Below are 16,569 nucleotides of genomic sequence, written 5' to 3'. Positions count from 1 at the left end.
TTTCGCCGCTCTCCGCTAGGAGCGCTGCGGAACCCTTTTTTATCGTTGAAGCTGCTGGCCTTCATGTTGTCTTTTTGGCATACGGTTTCGTTCAAATGATTGTTCTCGTCTTGTGAACATTCTTGAACTCGTTCGGCGTCATGCCGGTTTGTTTTTTGAACAGCGTGCAGAAATACGAATAGTTGGAGAAGCCGATTTTTTCCGCAAGCTCGTAGTTTCGGTATTTGCCGTCCGCCAGCCATTTTTTGGCCTGCTCGATCCGCTGCTCGACGATGTAATCGACGAGCGTTACTCCCATTTCCTTCTTGAACAGATGACCAAAATAAGAAGCGCTGAGCTGCACCGAATGAGCGATCGTGTCGAGTGTCAGCTCGGCATGCAGGTTACTGCGGATGTACTGGATGGCGGCCGATATTTCCGGGCGAAGCTCGCGTACGTTCGAGTGAAGGCGGACCCGCTCGTACACGTGCTGCTGCAAGGCCGCCAGCGCATCGCCCAGGCAGGCGAACGAACGGAACGGCGGCCAGTCCGCAGAATGGCCCGGCAGGACGGGGAACTGCTCCCCAACGACCGGTTCCAGCCCGGCGAGCAGGCCAAGCGCCTCATCCGGGCGGGGCTGGAACCGGCGCAGCAAATAATGGACTTCCCGAAGCCATTTGTCAAACCGTTGCAGAAGCTCCGCGTCTTGTTCCCGCAGGGTGTCGGCTAGCTCCAGCCGGCAAGTCTCCCACTGCTTCTCCGGCACGGGCTGGAACAGCAGCAACCCGCCGGCGTCGATCGGCGTAGGGCGATCCTGATAGAAGCGGAGGGAGGCAAACCGCATCGTCTCCGCGAACGCCGGGCGAAGGGCAGACAACGATCGAAGCGGCCGGCTGAACGTTGCGGACAGATGCATATGCAAATAGTTCTCCAAAGGAACGGCTATCGTGCGGCAGACGCGGCTCACCCGCGCCGCGTACGGCTCCGCATCCGCGCTGTCGCAGCCGAACAGGAGGGCAAACCGTCCGAACTCGAGCGGCAACAGCTCGAACGGATACCGTTCCGAATCGTTCAGCGTCTCGCGAACGATCTCTAGCATGCTGAATTCGATCAACGAACGGTCCCGCTCCGGATACCTCATGACGTATTCGTTCATTTTATCCGCGGCGCAGACGACGAGCCCATGCTCCGGCGCCGTAAGGTGGATGTCCAGCTTGCTTCCCTCGCGAACGATCTCCTCATCATCGTCCAGCACTCCGTTGCGGATATCGGCGAAAAACTTGCGCCGCAGCGGATATTGATAGCTTCTCAGCATTTGCGCATGCGATTTCTCGCTCCTGTCGTAATCCCGGTCGCGGTCCAAATCCGCGAACGCCCGGTCGAGCGCTTTCTTCATTTCCACCATGCTGATCGGAGCTTTCAGCACATATCCGCAGGCACGGTGCAGCATGGCTTGCTGGGCGTAGGCGAAGTCGCGGTGGGCGGTCAGCACGATGCTGCGAATATGCGGAAAATCGCGCTCAAGCCGGTCCAGCAGCTCCATTCCATCCATCACCGGCATGGTAATATCGATCAGGGCGATGTCCGGGTTCAGCCTCCGGCATTGCTCCAGCGCTTCCTCGCCGTTGCCGGCTTCGCCAATGATCTCGCAGCCGTAAGCCAGCCAGGGGAAGCAATTGCGAATATGGTCGCGGGCGGCGGATTCGTCGTCCACCAGCAATATTTTTCTCATCGTCCGTCCTCCTGTATGGGAATTGTGCCCGCTTTGCGAACGGCAGGCAAGGTCATGATGAGGCGCGTTCCGTTGCCGGGCGAGCTGTCGATCCGGCACGCGTAGTGTTCGCCGAACATCAGGCGCAGCCGCCGGTGTACATTGAGCATGCCGATTCGTTCGGCCTGCCTCGTCCCGCCCAAGCTGTCCAGCAGCAGCTGCAGCCGCGCTTCGGACATGCCGATGCCGTCGTCCTCCACCATCAGCTCCCACTGCTCGCCCTGATCGGCCGCTCCGATGAACAGAGTGCCTTGTCGGCCCGACGGCACGAGTCCGTGGAAGATCGCGTTCTCCACGATCGGCTGAAGTGTAAATTTCGGCAGCAGCCGCTCCAGCACGGCCGGATCGATATCCGTCTCAATCGAGAAGGCGTCCCCATACCGGGCGCCCATCAGCTCTACATAGCTTTCCAGCGAGCGCAGCTCCTCGCGGAGAGTGGCGGGGGCGGGGGACGAATCCAGGCTGTATTGCAGTTGGTCGGTCAGCGCGGAGATTAGCTCATCGACTTTATCCAGCGCCCCTTGCCTGGCGACCATGCTGATCGTATTCAGCGTATTGAACAGAAAGTGCGGCTTGATTTGCGCCTGCAGCGCAATGAAGTCCGCTTTGTTCCGCTCCTCCTCCGTACGTCGAAGATCATCGATCAGCCCGCGAAGCCGTCCGATCATCAGGTTAAAATGCCGGGCAAGCAAGCCGAGCTCGTCCGTACGCTTGATGGGGATCGACACGTCCAGATTGCCGTCGCTCACCTCTACCATCGTCGCGGCGATGCGGCGGATCGGTCGGCTGACCAGCACCGAGATGAGCATCGCTATACCGAGCGACAGTACGAGCGACAGCCCGATCAGAAGGCCGGTATAGTCCAGCAGCTTGCGCAGCGGACTGAGCAGCGTTTGCAGGTCCATAATCCAGACGACCTGCCAGCCCACGAAGTTCGTCCGGCTGCGGGTCAGGAACAGCTGTCGGCTGTCGTCCATCAACTCGTACTGCTTCCAGTTCGAGGCGAACAGCGACTCCGGTATATCGTTCAGACGGAAGCTTTTGGAAAACACCGAATAGTTCGCATAAGGCGGATTGGCGAAGATCGGACGGTTTTTGGCGTCGAGCAGCAGCAGCGAGCCTTGCTGCTGGGAGCTGCCGTTGGGAATGAGCGCCGTGTACAAGCTTTGCAGATTCAGGTCCACCATCAGCTGGCGCGGCTCCCCTTGCCCGTCCGCCGCCGTCATGACGACGGAGAACGTATAGCCCGAGACGGGGGAGAAGTAAGGACCGATCCAGTACAGCTCCCCCGGATGAATAACGAGGGCCAACTGCTGCATCAGATAGCTGCTTTCCGCGAGCTTCCATCCCCCCGCATCCGTACTGATAATGGTACTCTCGTCCGCAATGACATGAATGTTGCTGGCATTCGGCATAAAATAAATCAGATTGTCGTTCAGCCAATGGCGGATTTCCGACTCCGTCCCCGTACGGAGCCGGTTGTCGTTCGCCACCGAGAGAAAGAAGCTGCGTATATGGGCCAGTGTCAGCTGCAAATATTGATCGGATTTTTGCACCATCTGCTTCGCGTACTCTGTCTGGGCGTGCTGAAGCGTATTGGCCGAGTACCGGTAATAGGAGAAGCCGAGCAGCAGAATTATCGATTCGACCAGCCCGAAGGTAATGAGAAACATTTTGGTCGAAAGCTTGAAGCGAAGCGGATTGCTGTCTGGAAAAGGGCGTCTCATGCCGGTGCCATCCTTCCGGAAGGTGTGTGTCTTTTCATTATAAGAGCAAAGCTGCCGGACTGGGTAGGAAGGGGCATAAAAAAGCGATAAAGCAAAAGAAATCGTGAAATACCGAAACCCGCCTCCGATAGTCGGACCGCGTCCATCGGTTTATAATAAGAAGAAAAGAAAACGACAGGTCCTACTAGCGGGAGGAGTGGAGCTTCATGCGCCGATTATTCGCCGGAAGATGCAGGTTCGCCGTCGTAGCCGCCGTTCTCGTTCTGTCCGGCACCGCCTGTACCGAGAGGACGATCCGTCCGACGGATGAGCCCCCGTTCGCTACCGGCGACGCGCCGGTCATCGAAGCGCTCGTGCTGGGAAGCGAGCTGCCCGATGCGCTCGAAGACGACATCAAGAAAACGATCGATGCCAAGCTCAATATCGATCTGCGCATCGTTCCTTGCCTCGGCGACGCGTGCAAGACTCAATTGAGCATGAGACTGGCGGAGGGCAATCCGCCGGATCTGTTTTATGTAGACCGGCGTACGCTAGCCCGGCTGGTCAAACAAAATCAGCTGCTCGATCTGTCCCCTTACGTCGATCTGCTCCAGCCGGCCATCGATTTCGCCGGCGGCGGGAAAGTGGAGCTGCCGGAGAACGGCGGCAAGCTGTACGGCCTTGCCATCGGCGATAACGCCTTCCAGTTCACGTATTGGGTGCGCGAGGACTGGCTGGACAAGCTGGGGCTTCAGCCGCCGGCCACTCTCGACGAGCTGGCCCGGACAGCCCGGGCGTTCACGTTCGGAGACCCCGACGGCAACGGCAAGAACGATACGTACGGCTTCGGCGGCAATCCCGATCAGGCGCTCGGCCCGATATTCGGCGCGTTCGGTACGACGTACCCCGGGCACTTTTATCGCAAGAACGGGCAACTGGTCAATTCCTTGACCGATCCGGGCATGGTTCCCGCACTCGCTTATATCCAATCGCTGATCGAGGCCGGCGTCGTCGATCCCGATCTGCTCTCCAACAAAACCGCCCAGCACGAGATGAAAGCTTTTCAAGGACAAGTCGGTTTATTTTACTACAACTGGCCGAATATGATGAACGACAACAAGGTCAAGGAATGGCAGCCGCTCAATCCGAATGCCCGCTGGGTCCAACTGCCGAGCCCGCAGGGGCCGGGCGGGGCCAGCTATAGCTTCTACGATCCGGGGGCCGCAAGCGTGCTCGTCATGCCGAAGACGCTGCAGCGAGCCCCCGCAAAGCTGGACAAAATCATCCGGCTGCTCCGGTACGTGACTTCCCCCGAAGGAAGCCGGCTCGTCATGTACGGACTTGAGGGCAAGCATTACACGGTCGCGGGGAACCAAATCGTCCCGACCGCGCAAATGTCGCAAATGAAATATGCGTACTTGTACCAGTTAGTTGGGCGAGACGAGTTGACGTATTTGAAGACGAAGTTTCCGAAGCAGGAGCCTTACTTCTCGTTTGCTATGCGGCAGCCGCGTCTGGAGGTGCTCGATTCGTTCATCGATCCGCCCGACGACTATTCGGCCGCCGATGCGGAACGATATATCAAGGAAGAACTGTACAAATTCATCTACGGCAAACGTCCGCTGGACAGCTACGGCGAGTTTCTCGCCACGCTCGATACGGAATACCGGTACGAGGCCTATCGTCAGGCCGCCGAGCGGCAGTTGAAAAGCCTAGGCATGATTCGATAGAGGCGCGGAGAATCGCGCGTGCTCCGTCATTCCCCTTGGGGAAGGACGGGGTTTTTTTGTTTGGTTGGCACATGGTGAAATAACAAATCATTTCGTGAGAATTTGGATGTTGCCGCTCGTTCGCCATGACTATAATGACGATATGCTCAAGAGGAAAGGAAAGATACGCCATGCAATGGACCGTTCAAGAGACGCCGCCGGCCCAAGCGGTCACGAAGGGGGAGAAGACGCGGGGGGAGCTTTACCGACATATGGTCCGCCACAAATGGCTGTACCTGTTTCTGATTCCCGGCTTTCTTTATCTGCTGATCTTCAAATACATTCCGATGTTCGGAATCGTCATTGCGTTTCAGGATTTCAGTCTGGTGCGCGGCATCGGCGGCAGCGAATGGGTCGGGCTGGAGAACTTCGCCTACCTGCTGCACGCCCCCGATTTTTACAAGGTACTGCGCAACTCGCTGGTGCTCAGCTTTTATCAGATCGTATTCGAGTTTCCCGCGCCGATCGTCCTGGCAGTGATGCTGAACGAGGTGCGGCATATCGTCTTCAAGCGGGTATCTCAAACGATATTGTACCTGCCGCACTTTATTTCATGGGTCGTGCTGGCGAGCATCGTGATGAACTTCCTGTCGCCGTCGACCGGCATCGTCAACGAGATTCTGAAATCGTTCGGACACGAGCCGATTCCGTTCCTGCTGAAGCCCGAATTTTTTCGTACGATTATCGTCACGGCCGAAGTATGGAAGGGAGTTGGCTGGGGAACGATTATCTACCTGGCGGCGATGACCTCCATCGACCCGACACTTTACGAATCCGCGAAGATGGACGGTGCCAACCGCTTCCAGCAAATTCGCCACATTACGCTGCCCGGCATCGCCTCGACGATCATCGTGCTGCTGGTTTTGCAGGTCGGTCATATTCTGGACAACGGCTTCGAGCAAATCTTTTTGCTGTACAACCCGCTGACCTACGACGTAGGCGACGTATTCGAAACGTATACGTACCGGATCGGTCTCATTGACGGCCGCCTCTCGTTCGCCTCTACGGTCGGTCTGTTCAAGGCTCTGGTCGGCTTCGTGCTGATCCTCGGAGCGAACCGTCTGGCGCGGCTGTTCGGAAAACAAGTATGGTAGGTGCCGATATGAAAAAGAACTTGCGACTTCGCTTCAATGCTTTCGATACAGTCAATTACGCCTTGATCGTCTTGGTGTGCGTCCTGATGCTGTATCCGTTCGTCAACGTCCTGGCCGTCTCGTTCAGCTCGTATACCGCGTACGTGGCCAACCCGCTGATGCTGTGGCCGCACGATTTCGATCTCAGCGCCTACAAGGAGATTGTGGGGCATCCGGTATTGTGGACGAGCTACCGGAATACGATCATCGTCACCGTCGTCGGCGTCTTTCTCGGGCTGCTGATGTATATCGTTACGGCGTATCCACTGTCCAAGAAGGAGCTGAAGGGAAGGCGCACGCTGATGACGCTGGTTATCTTCTCTATGCTGTTCAGCGGCGGACTCATCCCCAACTACTACTTGATGCGTTCGCTCGGCTTGCTCGATTCGCTCGCCGCTCTCGTATTGCCCTCTTTGTTCTCGGGTTTCAGCCTGATCCTGATGAAAAATTATTATGAGGGACTGCCCGAGGAGCTGGAGGAGGCGGCGCGCATCGACGGCGCATCCGATCCGTATATTTTGTTCCGCATTCTGGTACCGCTCTCGATGCCGATTATCGCCACCCTGGGGTTGTTCGCGGCTGTCGGGTACTGGAACAACTTTTTCAACGGCGTCATCTACATCCGCAGCGTGGACAAATGGCCGCTGATGCTGTTTCTTCGCGAAATTATCGAGGGCGCCAGCGCCAAACAGATTGCGGCCGGCGGCAATGCCGCGGAGCTGGGAAGCGATCAGGTGACGTCGGAGACGCTCAAGTATGCGACGCTGACGATTGTCATGCTGCCGATCCTGCTCGTCTATCCGTTCATCCAAAAGTATTTTGTCAAAGGTATCATGCTGGGATCGGTCAAAGGATAGTCGAAGGGCATCGCCCTTTGCTATAAACCATTTACGATGGAGGAAATCACATGTCGGGAAAACAAAAGGGGATGCTCGCACTGCTCGCCGCCGCGCTGCTGCTGACGAGCACGGCCTGCGGCAAGAGCGGGCCGAACGCAAGCGACAGCAACGACAAGGGCGGATCGTCGCCCGCAACGCCGGCACAGCCGGTGTCGTTGAAGATTATGGGGAACTACGATCAGGCGAACTTGTCGGAAACCGACAAGAAGATGGTCGAGCTGCTGGAGAAGAAGACGAATACGAAGGTAACCTTCGAAATTCCGCCTCTGACCGGTTATAACGAGCGGCTGCAGCTGATGCTGGCGTCTGGCGACTACCCGGACCTTGTCTTCTTCCCGAGCACGAACGACCCGAGCTTTCTGAACGCCATGAAGGACGGCATTCTGCTGCCGGTGAACGATTACATCAAGAATGCCAAAAATTTGCAGAAGCACACGTACGATACGTCGTGGGATGCGCTCAAGGTGAAGCAGGACGACAAAATGTACGGGATTCCGCGTACCTCGGTAACCCGTAACGACCAGTTCTGGGTGCGCAAGGACTGGTTGAACAACGTCGGCATTACGCTGCCCGACAACGCCGAAATGACGATCGACCAGTTTACCGATATGCTGCGTAAATTTACGAAGGAGGACCCGGACAAAAACGGTAAAAACGATACGTTCGGCCTGGCCGCAAACGTCAACGGCCGCAAAGTGCTCGATCCCGTGTTGACAGGTCCGTTCGGGCTGACCGGGTGGCAGAAGACGGCAGGAGGCAAGTATGACTATATCGATCCCAAATACGACCCTTCGTCGGACGCCTATAAGAAAGCGCTTGCCTTTACGAACGACCTGTACAAGGAGGGACTGCTGGACCCCGACGCTGCGACGAACGATGCGACCAAGGCGCGGGAGCGCTTCTGGAAAGGCATCACGGGCGTATTCCCGGGCTTTGCCGGCCACTACACCTGGCACACCGATGAAATGCGCAAGCTGAACCCGAATGTCGAGCTGACGTACGTGTTCGTGAAGGACGAGAAGGGGCAAGTGAAGGGCGGCGGCTATGCGTCCGGGCTGTGGGGCTTCTGGGCGTTGACCAAATCGGCCAAAAATCCGCAGCAAGCCGTCGATTTCCTCGACGCGTACTTGTCGGACGAATTGTGGCCTACGGTCAGCGAAGGCTTCGAGGGCTCGGACTACAAAGTGGAAAACGGGCAGAAAGTGGCGATCCCGAACCCGCCGACCAGCTTCGTCCGCAAAAACACGATGCGCCGCGCCAACGACACCGATTTCTTCATTGCCGTAGGTACCGACCAGAAGATCCGCGATATGATTATGCCGTGGCTCAAAAAGTCGGTCGATACCGTCGTGCGCGGCAAAGACCTCGACTTTACGCCGGATGCGGCGAAGAAGCCGGAGCTGATGGATTACCAGAAGGCATGGGATCAAACCGTCATGAAGATCATTCTGGGCCAGACGCCGGTAGCCAAATTCGACGATCTGCTTTCCGGCTGGTATAAAGCCGGCGGCGAAGATTACGTGAAGCAAATGAACGATTTCATCAAGAAGATCGAAAGCGCGAAGAAATAAACGTCCTTGCAGCCGCGGGGCCGGCGTGTCAACGCCAGCACCGCGGCTGCGGGCCGACTGAGGGCGAGGAGGAAAACAAGGTGGGAAGCAACGCAAGCGATACGAAGACAAGGCGGCTGACGTTTTCGGCAGAGCAAGGCTCGGCCGGGTTTATGACACAGCCCGCGGAAACATGGACGCCCGACAATCGGGGCGTGATTTTGACGTACGAGGTGGAGGTTCCGCCGTTTGCGGCGGCCTCGTATTTTGCGCCATACCAGAAATATGACCCGATTCCCGGTCATACCCAATCTTGGCCGGATGGCTGCAATCGCATTCAGCCGCTTGCGATCACGAATTTCGCCGACCTGGCGGTGGGTGGGCATTTTCTGTTGCTTCAGCTGCATAACGGGCGTTATTTGGCAGTGCTGGCGGCAGTCGGCAAGCGCACGTTCGCATGGTTTGCCGGAGAAGACGGCAAGCTTCTGCTCGCAGTCGGCACATTAGGCACCACAAAGGTTGAAGGAATCGAGATTCCGCTTTGCGCCTGGGCGGAGGATCAAGACCCTTACGGCGCATGCCGCCGCGTCTGGGAGACGGCCGCAGCCGACAACCGGCTGAACGGCTCCACGCGTCTGCGGGAGGAGAAGTCGTATCCCGAGCCGTTCCGCTACTTGGGCTGGTGCACGTGGGAGGAGTACAAGTTCGACATTGACGGCACGATGCTGCAGCAGGCGTTCGACCGGATCGAAGCGTCTGGACTGCCGATTCGCTATGTGCTTGTCGACGACGGCCATCTGCACGCGGATGCCCGGCGCCGGCTGATCAGCTTTCGGCCGGACGCGGACAAATTCCCCGAAGGCTGGGAGGGACTGCTCGCTCGGCGTTCGAAGGACGGTATTCGCTGGATGGGGCTGTGGCTCAACTTCAACGGCTATTGGGGCGGCATTAGCCCGGATAACGAGCTTGGCGAGCTGAACCGCCATTTGGAGCCAGTCGCGAGCGGAGCGCTGCAGCCGAAAAACGCCTTCGCCGACTCGCTGGCTTTCTATGAGGCGATGATCGGCTCCGTACGGGAGGCGGGCTTCGATTTTATCAAGGTCGACAACCAGGCGAAGAACGTAGAGATGAACAGCGGCATGGACAACGGAACCGAAAGGGCGGCGCACAATGCCCAAGCGCTGGAAACGGCAAGCGCCCGCCATATGAAGGGCTTGATCAACTGCATGGCGCACAACGCCGTGTGCGCATTCAATACGAGGTTGAGCGCGGTGACGCGCTGCAGCGAAGATTACGCGGTCGGCGATCTTGGCCGGGCGCGTCGGCACCTGCACAATTCGTACGGCAATATGCCGTGGCTCGGGCAAACGGTATGGGGCGATCACGACATGTTCCACTCCGGCGACAAGGACAGCGGGCAGATGATGGCGATCTCCAAGGCGATGTCGGGCGGTCCCGTCTACTTGTCCGACAATCCGGCCTCGTTCGATGCGGCCAACGTGCTTCCGCTCTGTTACGGGAACGGAGAGCTGCTTCGTCCTCTCGCGCCGGCGGCGCCGATCCGGGAATGCTTGTTCGACAATCCGCTGGAGGGCGCAAGCCCGTATGTCGTGTCCGCGCCGCTTGCAGGCGGGGCTGTGGCGATCGTCGCCTACAACTTGTCGGAGCCGGAGGTTCCGCTGAAGGGGAGCATTCGTCCGGCGCATTACGCGGATGCCGGGAACCTGCTGTCGGATCGCGGAGAATGGACGGTACCGGGAGAAGGGCTTGTCTTGTTCGACTGGCTCGCGCAGCGCGCCGTTCGACTCGAAGCGCCGTTCGCCTTCGATCTGCCGGGCTACGGCAACCGGCTGTTCCAACTGACGCCGATTCGCGAAGGCTGGTCGGCGATCGGGCGGACGGACAAGTTTTTGTCGGCTGCCGCCGTCGAGACGATCTCGGCGACTGAGCGGGAGCTGATCGTCAGATTGAGGGAAAGCGGTCCGTTCGCCATCTGGAGCGGGGCCGGACGGCCGGAAACCGAAGCGGCGGAGGCGATCGAAATCGGGGATGGCTTCTGGCGTTTTGATCTGCCCGCAGGGCAAACGGACTTGGCGGTACGCATACGACGTCAATAATCGAGGGGGCGTTCTGGTGAACTATGGGACGATTCGCAGGTGTCTTGCTTTGCTGCTCGCGCTGATGACGGCATTCGCGGCATTATCGGTACCCGGCGGCGCGCGGAGAGGATTGGCCGAAGCGGCGGAAAATGCGATTCTGATCGACAACGGCGATCCCGGCTATGAAGAAAGCGCAGGCTGGGGCAGCAGCAGCGTGAAAGGCTACAACGACAGTTCGACCCGAGTGACCGGCGGATACGGAGCTTTTGCGACATGGACACCTGCGGCCGGTTCTCTTCAGGGGGCGTACAAAGTTTCCCTATTCAAAGTAAAAAGGCCGACGCCCACGGACGACCCGCATATGAGGATCGAGGTATTCCATAGAGGGGTATCCGACCTTCGGGACATTGACGCCACGCAGGGAACGTCGGGCTGGGTCGAGCTCGGCACGTTTTCGTTCGACGGCTCGGGCGGCGAATACGTCAAGCTGACCAAGCTGACGACGGCGGCGAATACGTTCATCCACGCGGACGCCGTCAAATTCGAGAGGGTGCAGGCAGGCTCGGACGCCTCGTTGCAAAGCTTGAGCGTGAACGGGGGCGAGCCTGCGCCCGCCTTTTCTCCGGCGGTGACGGCATACACGTACCAATTGACTCCGGGGACGGCCGCGGTAACGGTGACTGCCTTGACGTACGACCCGGCGGCTACGCTGCGTGTGAGGGGAGCGCCGGTCGGAAACGGCGCGCCCGCGCCCGCCTTAGCACTGGCTCCCGGCGAGCAAGCGGCGATCGACATCGTCGTTCTGTCCGCAGACGGCACGGAGACACGCACGTATACCGTAACCGCCGTCCGTCCGCCCGAGGCGTCGCTCGCCCGGCTGACGCTCAGCGAAGGTACGCTCAGCCCCTCGTTCGATCCGCAGGTGACGAGCTATGCGAGTGAAGTGGAGCTGCGCACGGCGTCCGTCCGGGTCACGGCGGAGGCCTCGACGCCCGGGAGCGTGGTGAAGGTCAACGGCACCGCCGTGGCCGCCGGCTCTCCATCGCCGGACATTGCTCTTACTGTCGGCGCGAACGAGATTGACGTCGAGGTGGAGAGTGCGGACGGCACTATTTTGAAAACGTATACATTGCAAGTGACTCGCAAGCCCAGCAATTCGATCGTTCTCCAATACGGCGACGGCGGCTATTCCGAAACCGGCTCCTGGTTCACGTCTTCGTCGGTGAAGGGCTACAACAAGAACAACACCCGCTATACGTCAACCGCGGGAGCGACTACGACGTGGAAGCCGCGAATGACCGCGGGCCGGGCGGCCGTATCGTTCTACAAGGTGAATTGGCCGGACAATGCCGACCCGCAGGTCAGATTGGATATCGTGCACGGCGGCTCGACTGAGACGCGCTACCTGAATCTGACGCCTGCCGGCGAGGGCTGGATCGACCTCGGCACGTACGACTTTACCGGGGACGGCAACGAATACGTGCGGCTGACGCGGACCACGGGCAGCGGATCGGGAATCTACACGCGGGCCAGCGCCGTCAAATTCGAAGGCACGATCGAGCGTCTGCCGCCCCCCTTAGGGCCGCTGCGCAGCCGGGCGCTGACGAATGTGATCTACACCGAGAAAGGCACGATTGAGAACGAGGATTACAAAGTGACATTTCTGGAGGCGGCTTGGAATGGAGGCCGCACGGTCGTGCGGGACGTCTACCATCGGGAAGACGGAGTTTGGAGGCCGATGAACAACGAGAACGAGCGGCTGGAGGAGCAATGGGTCGTTCTCGGCGGCGCGTCGGGAGACAGAGCGGACTATTACGAAACGATGGATGCCGATTGGACCGCGTTCGACAGCTTCAGCATGCCGGACGCGCAAACCGTGGTGCTGGCGGATACGTCCCACAGCGACCGTTATGCGCTGACCGTTACCTGGTCGCTGGCAGGAGCCCGGCCTCTCATCGAATATGCGCTTACGCCTGTCGCCTCCGGTCAGTACGTCGTCGGCTACCAGTCGTTCACGGCCGAAAGCTTGTCCGACGTAAGCGAAGTGCTGAGCGGGGCGCGCAACCATGCCAAAATGGCCGGGACGGTCGAATCGACCGGCTTGTGGGAGCTGACGGCGCCGATGAGTCTGGTCGAGAAGAAGACCCCTGCCGGCGACCCGTTCACGTACGGGCTGTACATACCGTCCGCACAGCTGCCGCTTGTGTTCGAGCCGGCCGGTACGGCGGGCAACCAGCGTCTCGGGATGAGTCTGATCAATAATGAAGGAGCGGTCCAGCCAATCTGGTATGCGCCTCAGTACGGCACGTACTCGCAGCTGAACGGCGGAACGACGTACCGAGCCTCCGTCGGCGTGTATGCCCAGAAGGGGGCTGTATATGACGCCTACACGGATATTTTGCGTACGGATTACGGCTACTCGGCTTATCGAGAGAATGTCGCAGCGGGCTCGCTGAACGATGCCATGTACAACATGATCGATCTGCTGAAGATCGATCCGGAGGGAGACGACTCCGTGGACTTCGTCCCGTCGCTCAGCGGCTGGTGGAGCCGGGCCAAAGGCTTTATGGATATTGAAAATCCGGACGCGATCCGTACGGCGGCCGGCCCGGTGATGCTCGGCGCCTACTATATGACCGGGGACGACGAGCTGTACGAGAATCGGGCGCTGCCCATGCTGGAGCACGGCGTTTCCCGCAACGAACGGGGCTGGTCCCCGACAATGGCGCCGGTTTACGGCGATACGTCGCTGTGGAAAATGGCGTCGGTGCCGTTCGACGTGACGTCGGTCGCTGCCTTCTACGACATGACGCGGGGATTGAACGCCGGCCTGTACGCGGTCGGACAGGAGGAATACCGCTTCCGCAACCCGGATCCATTCGTGCGCGGCCCGGTCATTCAGCCGTTGATGACGTACCGGATGACGGGCGACGTCCGCTACTTAAACGAAGCGATGGCGGCTGCCGACGCCTACATCGAGAAAGAGATCGACACGCCGAGCACGGCGGCTATGAACGGCCGGGATTTCTTCTACAATTACGGCAAGCTGTGGGTCGAAATCCTGGAGCTGTACGAGGAAACGAAGGAGCCGAAGTATTTGGCGGCGGCTTACAAAGAAGGGAAGCGGTACGCCTCAATGTTCGTCGCGCGTCCCGTGCCGCAGGGGACGGTGTCCATTCCTCAGCCGTCTCCGTTTCGTTACGAGATTGCCTTCCTATGGGACGACCGCTACAAATTCCCGTACGGCCGCAGCCGTCTGCCCGAAGATGCGCCCGGCGCCAATGTACAGACGGACGCCTGGCGCGTCTCGCCGAACGGTCTGATCTACGAGGCGGGTGACACGTCGGCGGCTTACCGGATGAACGCGCAGGAAGCGCCGTTTCTGCTGCGGCTTGCCGCCTATACCGGGGACCGTCTACTGCAGGACATTGCGCACAATGCGGTCATTGGCAGATATACGAATTACCCCGGGTACTATTACCGCGGGCTGATCGAAAGCCAGCAGCAGCCGGAATTCCCTTTGCTCGGGCCGACCGAAGGAACGTCGATCTATTACCATCATGTACCGGCGCAATTGGGACAGACGATGGACTACCTTGTCACGGAGCAGATGGTCAAATCGGCCGGGCGCATCTCGTTTCCTTCCGTATTCGAATCGGACTTTCTGTGGTTCAAATACCACGTGTACGGCAGCGAGCCGGGTACGTTCTACGGCCATTCCGATGCGTGGCTGTGGATGCCCAAGGGCATTATCGATCCGGGCAGCAAGCAGTTGAACTGGATTACGGCGGAAAGCGGCAGCCGGTTCTATATCGGCTTGTCGAATGAATCGCACCAGGCGGTGACGACCTCCGTTGCCTTGAACGCGCAGCTGATCGGCTTTGACCCGAACGGCACGTATCCGGTCACGGTCATTCGCGATAACGGAGCGCCGGAACAAGCCGTCATGACGAACGGGAAAATTGAAGTGACGTTGACGGCGCAAGGCATGGCCGCGATCATTGTGGAGGGTATGAATATCGACGTTCCGCTGCATCGGACGCCGGATTCGCGGGATACGTCGGACAAAAGCTACTTTTTCGACCGGTACAGCCCGATCGATGCGGTCAAGGGCATGCTGCTCGTCAAACCGGACGAAAGCGCCTACCGCGCCTATGTTCAGGCCAAGACGACGCGTCCCGCCACGCTGCACTATTCATTCGACGGGGGGACGACCTACGCGGCGAGCGCGGACGACGTCTATCCGATGGAATGGTCGATTCCGGTGAACGATCCGTCCGTCCCGTTCACATATTACGTCGAGTCTGACGGGAGAAGGACGCAAGCCCGGACGCTGTACTTGCCGCGCTACGTCTCCGTGCCTCCTTCCCAGCCTGCGCAGCCGGGCACGCGTCCGTCGGTTATCGTCGACAATGCGGACAGCGAATCGGACGGAAGCTGGTCGCGGGCGACAGCGGCGAACGATTATTACGGAGACAACTACGTCACCGCCAAAGCGGGGGGCCAGCCGACGAGCCGTATGCGCTGGAAGCCCGAGCTGCCTGACGGAGGACTGTACAATGTGTATTACAAATTGCCCGTCGGCCGCAGCGAGTGGGCGTCCGATGCCGCCGTCACCGTTCATTACGACGGCGGAGAGCAAACCTACGCGATCAACGAGAAGACGACGAACGGGGACTGGACGCTGCTCGGCAAGCACCCGTTTGCCGCGGGCCGCTCCGGGTACGTCGAGATGACGAACCGTGCCTCCGCCGGCTCCGTCGTTGCCGCGGACGCCTTCATGTGGGTGCCGGACGGCTATTCGCCGTCGCTCGTGCAGGTCCGTCTGACGTCCGACCGCCTCGAGCTGATGCGGTCGCAGTCCGCGCAGTTGCGCGCCGTCGCCGTCTGGGATACCGAGCTGAGCGCCTCCGTAAACGGTCCGAATGTGACCTATACGGTCGATCGACCGGATCTCGCGTCCATTGACGTAAACGGCAAGCTGACGGTTATCGGCGTGGACGAATCGACAGATGAGGTGAACGTCACGGCCAGCGTCGCGGACGGCGCGAACGTCGTGCAGTCGCCGACGCTGACCATCCGGATTCGTCCGCTGACGGTCATTGTCGACAGCACGAATCAGGCGGCCTATGCGGAATCGGGACCGTGGAAGCTGAGCGGACTTACCGGTTACAGCCCGAGCGTTCGCTCCCGCTATACGGATACGCAGGGAGCGACGGCGACCTGGAAGGCTACGTTGCCGCCCGGCCGGTATACGGCATCGTTCTACAACATCGTGCGCATGTCTGGAGGAGACGAGTCCGTACAGGTGGAGATCAAGCACGGGACGGGTCAAACCGTCGTGACGGTCGATGCCGCCTCGGGCACATCCGGTTGGGTGAATCTCGGCGCCTTCGATTTTGCCGGGGACGGCTCCGAGTACGTACGCCTGCTTCGGACGACGCCGACGTCGAATCCGCCCTTGTTTGAGGTGTATACGCGTGCGGATGCGGTCAAATTTGACGACGCTCCCGTCGAATGAGTGAAGCTCGCGTTCCGACCGCGAGCCCCGGCTCCCGCGGTTGACACCGCGCGAGAGCCGGACGAAGCCTGTCGAGATTCCGCATACCGGCATGCAGGAAGCCTCCCTGACCCTTCTTTTTTGAAGGGGAGCGGAGGCTTCT

The 16,569-nt window shown here is 59.4% G+C and carries 8 protein-coding genes; 6 read left to right on the top strand and 2 right to left on the bottom strand.

Annotation, left to right across the window (positions count from 1 at the left end; all coding sequences use genetic code 11):
• Window positions 1–91: 91 nt before the first annotated feature.
• Window positions 92–1,711 (bottom strand): response regulator transcription factor, encoded by a 1,620-nt coding sequence (locus tag ABD796_RS03660; protein ID WP_344902980.1) that lies wholly within the window; start codon window positions 1,709–1,711, stop codon window positions 92–94.
• The gene (locus tag ABD796_RS03655; RefSeq protein WP_344902977.1) at window positions 1,708–3,477 is read right to left on the bottom strand and encodes a sensor histidine kinase; all 1,770 of its coding nucleotides are present in this window, start codon (window positions 3,475–3,477) and stop codon (window positions 1,708–1,710) included. Before ABD796_RS03655 ends, ABD796_RS03660 begins: the two co-directional genes overlap by 4 nt.
• Before the next feature lie 206 nt (window positions 3,478–3,683).
• On the opposite strand from ABD796_RS03655, the gene ABD796_RS03650 reads away from it, so the two are divergent.
• The 6 genes from ABD796_RS03650 to ABD796_RS03625 all read left to right on the top strand — a co-directional run bounded on the left by ABD796_RS03650 (window position 3,684) and on the right by ABD796_RS03625 (window position 16,427).
• Window positions 3,684–5,186, top strand: a complete 1,503-nt coding sequence (locus tag ABD796_RS03650; RefSeq protein WP_344902974.1) for an extracellular solute-binding protein — start codon at window positions 3,684–3,686, stop codon at window positions 5,184–5,186.
• 170 nt (window positions 5,187–5,356) lie between these two features.
• Window positions 5,357–6,319, top strand: a complete 963-nt coding sequence (locus tag ABD796_RS03645) for an ABC transporter permease (RefSeq protein ID WP_344902971.1) — start codon at window positions 5,357–5,359, stop codon at window positions 6,317–6,319.
• Window positions 6,320–6,327: 8 nt separating this feature from the next.
• A complete protein-coding gene (locus ABD796_RS03640) occupies window positions 6,328–7,215 on the top strand; it encodes a carbohydrate ABC transporter permease (protein ID WP_344902968.1) in 888 nt (295 codons plus the stop codon).
• Window positions 7,216–7,265: 50 nt separating this feature from the next.
• Window positions 7,266–8,828: an extracellular solute-binding protein gene (locus ABD796_RS03635; RefSeq protein ID WP_344902965.1), complete on the top strand. Its 1,563-nt coding sequence runs from the start codon at window positions 7,266–7,268 to the stop codon at window positions 8,826–8,828.
• 80 nt (window positions 8,829–8,908) lie between these two features.
• Window positions 8,909–10,924 carry a Sip1-related alpha-galactosidase gene (locus tag ABD796_RS03630; RefSeq protein WP_344902961.1) on the top strand — a complete coding sequence of 672 codons (2,016 nt, stop codon included), beginning with the start codon at window positions 8,909–8,911 and terminating at the stop codon, window positions 10,922–10,924.
• Window positions 10,925–10,940: 16 nt separating this feature from the next.
• A complete protein-coding gene (locus tag ABD796_RS03625) occupies window positions 10,941–16,427 on the top strand; it encodes a golvesin C-terminal-like domain-containing protein (RefSeq protein ID WP_344902958.1) in 5,487 nt (1,828 codons plus the stop codon).
• Window positions 16,428–16,569: the final 142 nt, after the last annotated feature.

It is taken from the genome of Paenibacillus hodogayensis, assembly GCF_039536325.1.
Classification (GTDB): domain Bacteria; phylum Bacillota; class Bacilli; order Paenibacillales; family NBRC-103111; genus Paenibacillus_AB; species Paenibacillus_AB hodogayensis.
This window is presented reverse-complemented; position numbering and strand designations above follow the sequence as displayed.

Excerpts from the sequence above, each read along its gene's own strand:
- ABD796_RS03660 (WP_344902980.1), bottom strand. The coding sequence starts at position 1,711 with ATGAGAAAAATATTGCTGGTGGACGACGAATCCGCCGCCCGCGACCAT.
- ABD796_RS03655 (WP_344902977.1), bottom strand. The coding sequence starts at position 3,477 with ATGAGACGCCCTTTTCCAGACAGCAATCCGCTTCGCTTCAAGCTTTCG.
- ABD796_RS03650 (WP_344902974.1), top strand. The coding sequence starts at position 3,684 with ATGCGCCGATTATTCGCCGGAAGATGCAGGTTCGCCGTCGTAGCCGCC.
- ABD796_RS03645 (WP_344902971.1), top strand. The coding sequence starts at position 5,357 with ATGCAATGGACCGTTCAAGAGACGCCGCCGGCCCAAGCGGTCACGAAG.
- ABD796_RS03640 (WP_344902968.1), top strand. The coding sequence starts at position 6,328 with ATGAAAAAGAACTTGCGACTTCGCTTCAATGCTTTCGATACAGTCAAT.
- ABD796_RS03635 (WP_344902965.1), top strand. The coding sequence starts at position 7,266 with ATGTCGGGAAAACAAAAGGGGATGCTCGCACTGCTCGCCGCCGCGCTG.